Origin of the sequence: Actinoplanes sp. NPDC051633, assembly GCF_040681735.1 — a bacterium.
In the GTDB taxonomy this organism is placed as follows: domain Bacteria; phylum Actinomycetota; class Actinomycetes; order Mycobacteriales; family Micromonosporaceae; genus Actinoplanes.
Map to the genome: position 1 here is coordinate 1 of NZ_JBFAZH010000926.1, position 3146 is coordinate 3146.

The 3146-nt window shown below is 72.8% G+C and carries 4 protein-coding genes; 2 read left to right on the forward strand and 2 right to left on the reverse strand.

Annotated elements, in window-relative coordinates; all coding sequences use genetic code 11:
• Both AB0M20_RS34585 and AB0M20_RS34590 read right to left on the reverse strand, forming a co-directional pair.
• Positions 1-1251: aminotransferase class V-fold PLP-dependent enzyme (locus AB0M20_RS34585; RefSeq protein WP_364304576.1), on the reverse strand; the 1251-nt coding region annotated here is incomplete at its 3' end.
• 95 nt (positions 1252-1346) lie between these two features.
• On the reverse strand, positions 1347-1943 hold the full coding sequence (locus AB0M20_RS34590; RefSeq protein WP_364304578.1) for a CGNR zinc finger domain-containing protein: 597 nt from the start codon (positions 1941-1943) through the stop codon (positions 1347-1349).
• Between the two features lie 264 nt (positions 1944-2207).
• On the opposite strand from AB0M20_RS34590, the gene AB0M20_RS34595 reads away from it, so the two are divergent.
• Together AB0M20_RS34595 and AB0M20_RS34600 are read left to right on the forward strand one after the other, a co-directional pair.
• A complete protein-coding gene (locus tag AB0M20_RS34595) occupies positions 2208-2672 on the forward strand; it encodes a deaminase (RefSeq protein WP_364304580.1) in 465 nt (154 codons plus the stop codon).
• Positions 2669-3127, forward strand: a complete 459-nt coding sequence (locus AB0M20_RS34600; RefSeq protein WP_364304582.1) for a MarR family transcriptional regulator — start codon at positions 2669-2671, stop codon at positions 3125-3127. Before AB0M20_RS34595 ends, AB0M20_RS34600 begins: the two co-directional genes overlap by 4 nt.
• The last annotated feature ends 19 nt before the right edge of the window (positions 3128-3146 follow it).

Below are 3146 nucleotides of genomic sequence, written 5' to 3' on the forward strand. Positions count from 1 at the left end.
CGCGGCGCGGCGGCGCCCCCGGGGGCGGCCCGCGGCGGGGCGCCGGGGGGGGGCGCGGCCCACGGCGCCTCCCCCCGCGCCCGGGTTGCAGAAGCAGCCGGTACGCAGCGACAGGCCGGCCTTGGTGGCCTCGGCGGCGACCAGTCGTTCGTCGACCACGGCGCCGTCCGGGTCGAGCAGGTTGAACGCCACCGTGCCGCCGCGGCCGTCCGGGCCGGGCGGGCCGTACACGCGGCACATCGGGTTCCCGTTGGTGTGCCGCGACTCGGCGAGGCGGCTGAGCAGCCAGCCGGTCAGCGCGCGTACCCGCTCCCGGATCGTCTCCCGCCCGAGACCCTGCAGCCAGGCCAGCCCGAACTCGACGTCGGGGATGTGCAGGAAGTTGGGGGTGCCGTCCTCGAACGCGGTCTCGTCGCCGGTGAGCCGGTGCCAGTCGGTGGCGACGCTGGCGACCACGACCGTGCCGCCGGCGAACCACGGCCTGCGCAGCCGGGCGAGCGCTTCCCAGCGGGCCACCAGGCAGCCGACGCCGGTCGGGTAGCCGAGCACCTTGTACCAGCTGATCGGCACGAAGTCGGGGTGCACGCGGCTCAGGTCCAGCGGGTAGATCGGCAGGTAGGCGGCGACGTCGAGGAGCACGTCGTACCCGGCTCGCTGCGCGGCCGGCACCCAGTCGAGCGGGTGCTGGACGCCGGTGAAGTTGCTCTGCGCGGGGAAGGCGAACAAGCCGCGCCGCGGCCGCAGCGCCCGGGTGACGGCGGGCTCGGTGACCCGCAGGTCCGGCCCTTCCAGCGGTACGTAGCGGCGGCGGGCGCCGGCCCGGCGGGCGAACTCGCGGATCCCGTTGATCGAGTTGTGGTTGTCGACGGTCATCACGAGGTCGCGGCGCCGGCCGAACGGGTACGCCTCGCCGACCAGCCGGCAGGCCTCGGAGGCGTTGGCGGTGAAGATGACGGCGTACTCGTCGGGTGCGGCGTTGAGGAAGCGCAGCACGGCGCGGCGGGCGGACTCGACCTGCTCGGTGGAGGCGGCGGACGCGGGGTTTTGCGAGTGCGGGTTGCCGAACGCGCGGGAGGTCAGCCGCCGCTGGTGCTCGAGCAGCTGTGCGCGGGCGTAGACCCCGGCGCCGGTGTAGTCGAGGTAGACCTCGCCGCCGTGGTCGAGGTGCGCGTACTCGGTCGCCCGGAGCTCATCCAGCCGCAGCGTGCCCGCATATCGCGGGTACGCGGCCAGGAATTCTCCCTCGGACACGGCGTCACCGTACAAGCCCCTTGTCGATCGGAACACCCAAGATTCGCATGCCCGACGGTCGGGTATTCGACCGCCGTCTCGCAGGCCGGCCGTGCTCAGCCTGCTTTGGCCGCCCGGCGCTTCGCCACGTACCGGACGATCTTGGCCTGGGTGCCGCAGTCCTCCATCGAGCACCAGCGGCGGCTGCCGTTCTTCGACCGGTCCAGGAACAGCCAGGGGCAGTATCCGCACCGCTTGAGCCGGCCGATCTCGTCGCCGAGGAGCAGCTCGTGGGCCGCCGCGGCGACCGGCCACAGCGGGGCGACCGGCTCGGTCAGGTCCCAGGCCGGGCCGGTGTCGCCGAGGTGGGACCGGTCGACGGCCTCGGTGACGTGGCGGCGCAGCCGTGACCAGCCGGGGTTGGGGTCGGTGCCGTCGACGTAGGCGCCGAACGTCTCGTTGAGCGCGTCGCGCAGGTCGGCTGCCCGCCGCACGGCGGCCGCGGCGCGGCGAGGGTGCTGCTCCCCCAAGGCTCGGAGGTGCTCGGCGTCGGCCGGGCGGAGCAGGTCGGCGCGCCGGGCCCAGAGCAGGAGTTCCGGGTACGTCGCGATGTGGTCGTGGCGGCCCGGGCCGAGCGGGTCGTCGACCGTGTTGGCGAGGTTGAGCGCCGGATGGTCGGTGACGATCGGCAGCTCCCGCGGAGGTGTTTCCATCAAAGCCGACTTTACCCGTCCGCGTGGCCTACAACATAACAGTCATTATGGTGTACCGGCGTTTTGTCCGGTTCGGTGATTACCGGATTACCGTTAATAGCAATCCGATAATTAGCAGCGACGAGTCGAGTGGCGCAGCCCACCCCAGAAGTTGTTGAAGTTTCAGAATTTTCGGCCGAGGCTTGTCGGTAGAACATCAACAGGCTGCGAGGTCGAGATGACGGTCAAGGTGACGGCGCCGGTGCGCACCCGGATGCCGGCCGCATGAGGTCCGACCTGCACTGGCTCGCCGCCGCCGTCGACGTGTCCCGCGCCGCCCCGCCGGTCCCCGACCGCTACGCCGTGGGCGCGGTCGTCGTGGGCGCGGACGGCACCCTGCTGGCCACCGGTTTCACCGGGGAGGGTGACCCGCTCCTGCACGCAGAGGAGGCCGCCCTGGCCAAGATCGCCGGGGATGCCGGCAGGGATGTCCGCGGGGCCACGCTCTACACCTCGCTGGAGCCGTGCACGATGCGCCGGTCGCGGCCGAGGACCTGCACCGACCTGATCGTCGCGGCCGGCATCACCCGTGTGGTGCTCGCGCTGCGGGAGCCGTTGCTGTTCGCCGACTGCGACGGCGTCGAGTCGCTGCGCCGCCACGGCGTCGAGGTGCTCGAGCTGCCGGCTCTGGCCGGGCGGGTCCGTGACCTGAACGCGCACGTGCTGGCCCGCGAGGTGGCGCCGGCGTGACCACCGAGCCGCGCTGGCTGGCGACCGATCAGCTGGACGCCTGGATGAACCTCACCCAGGTGCTGATGCTGCTGCCCAGCGCGCTGGACCGGCAGCTGCGCGACGAGGCCGGCGTCCCGCACGCGTATTACCAGATCCTCGCGATGCTGAGCGCGGAGCCGGGGCGGGCGATGCGGATGACCGACCTGGCCCGGCGGGTCGGCGCCACCAGCAGCCGGCTCTCCCACGCGGTGGCCAGCTTGGAGCAGCGGGGCTGGGTGCGGCGGCAGGCCTGCCCGAGTGACCGGCGCGGCCAGATCGCGGAGCTCACCGACGCCGGATTCGCGACGCTGGAGGCCGCCGCGCCCGGTCACGTGGCCCAGGTGCGCCGGCTGATCTTCGACCACCTGGACGACGAGGACGTGACCCGCCTGCGGGAGATCACCGGCAAGATCCTGCCGGGGCTCAGTGGGTGACGCGGCCGGTGTCCCAGAT

Excerpts from the sequence above, each read along its gene's own strand:
- AB0M20_RS34595 (WP_364304580.1), top strand. The coding sequence starts at position 2,208 with ATGAGGTCCGACCTGCACTGGCTCGCCGCCGCCGTCGACGTGTCCCGC.
- AB0M20_RS34590 (WP_364304578.1), bottom strand. The coding sequence starts at position 1,943 with ATGGAAACACCTCCGCGGGAGCTGCCGATCGTCACCGACCATCCGGCG.